The organism is Clostridium sp. CF012 (assembly GCF_018861755.1).
Taxonomy (GTDB): domain Bacteria; phylum Bacillota; class Clostridia; order Clostridiales; family Clostridiaceae; genus Clostridium_AD.
Map to the genome: position 1 here is coordinate 1 of NZ_JAHLEF010000089.1, position 1,583 is coordinate 1,583.

The window sequence follows — 1,583 nt, forward strand, 5'->3', positions numbered from 1 at the left end:
AAATTATCCTCATTTTGTGAGGTTCTATTTATAGACCACCAAATATGTATGATAGAACCCTTGAATTTCTAAGTATAAACACTATGAGTAATGTCAACATAAAAATTCGTAACCATTGTTTTTTATTCATTGGTAAAATTAAAAATAATATGATAGCAGAAAAAATATCAAATCCCAAAGTCATTGTAAACATATAAAAAAAAGGATAACCTTGTGAAACTAACAAGCCAATGGGCATTGAGGCACATAACGCTGCAATCCATCCATTTCCTCTGCTAAACCATACTATATAGGCTGCTATTGGCGATGCTAACGCTATTCCACCCCAACGGATAAAGTAATAAGTGGGAAAAAAGCCAAACAACCTCATTGAATAGATATAATATACCAACAACATTCCACTAAAAAATGCAAAAACCTTTATTGCTCCAATTCTCGGATTATTGCTCCACGCAGCGATTATTGTAGCCAACAGAACCCATATACCTAATCTGGTAGTTATGTTGCTGACAGTATGCCAAACGCTTCCCATTAGACCGTTTGATGGAATTGTATCGCTATATTTGGCTATAAAACCAAGGAACATTCCTAAAGCAAAGATTACTAGTACTTTTAAAATTATCTGTTTTATTGTTAATGGAGCGGATTGTTCTGCTCTTATTTTGTTCAAAGTTTCTTTTATAGACAAATATTATGACCTCCTTGTTCAGCATTACATAAATAATCCTTACTTTACATAATCCTATTGTTCTGTCGGAATATTTTACAATTGTTACTTAATAATACCATAATATAGCATAAATATAAAGATTAGAGATATCTTATTCTTTAGTAAAAAGGGCAAAATAAAAACACCCTATTGAGTGCCTACATTGCGCTTTTAAATTATACTATTGTTTGTTCTACGCCTTCAACTGGTGTTCCTTCATCGTTGTAATCCCCATGCGAGTAATTGATTGTGAACTGCTGGCTGAGGCCTTACTGGAACTTCCTCAAGTAATAAGTCACCGTTGATGATTAGTGTTGCCCATAATTCACCATTTTTATATTACCTCCGATTAATTTTATTAGTAATTGGATTAATATATTCCTCAACATTATGTTGTTGTAGGTTCTGTAGGTTCTGGCAAAAAAGCATAAATATCATTTAATGCCATCATTACTATCATAAGAGGTGAAGTGATTGCAGTAGCAAACATACCGTATTCAAAAATGGAATATTTAGCGATATTAAACAATATTCAGGTCAATTCACTTTTTTGTCCTCCTCTTACAGGTTGAAAACTTACTAGTTTACTCATTATGCAATTACCTCCTCAATACCATATATAGTTACAATTACATCTGTTCCTACATCTTGAGATAACGCAAGGACTTGAGCTGCATCTAATACAGTTTTACAATCTGATATGCTAATTCCACTATCCATTGTAATAGGAATTTTACGACTCAATCTGTTGGTACTTGCTGTGCCATGAGCATATATATCTACCTTTCTGTCAGTAGTTGTGTTCTGATTATCTAGCCACATTTCGATTATTTGTGTTCTAGTGTTTGCTGGTGTTGTATATCTTGCTGTAACC

3 protein-coding genes are annotated in these 1,583 nt (G+C 33.2%); all 3 read right to left on the minus strand.

All coding sequences use genetic code 11. The features are described from left to right. Positions 1 to 28: 28 nt before the first annotated feature. The gene (locus KPL50_RS26335; protein ID WP_216301435.1) at positions 29 to 688 is read right to left on the minus strand and encodes a hypothetical protein; all 660 of its coding nucleotides are present in this window, start codon (positions 686 to 688) and stop codon (positions 29 to 31) included. A gap of 409 nt (positions 689 to 1,097) precedes the next feature. Continuing rightward, positions 1,098 to 1,238 (minus strand): hypothetical protein, encoded by a 141-nt coding sequence (locus KPL50_RS26340; protein WP_216301436.1) that lies wholly within the window; start codon positions 1,236 to 1,238, stop codon positions 1,098 to 1,100. A 62-nt stretch (positions 1,239 to 1,300) separates the two neighbouring features. Beyond that, positions 1,301 to 1,583: hypothetical protein (locus KPL50_RS26345; protein WP_216301437.1), on the minus strand; the 283-nt coding region annotated here is incomplete at its 5' end.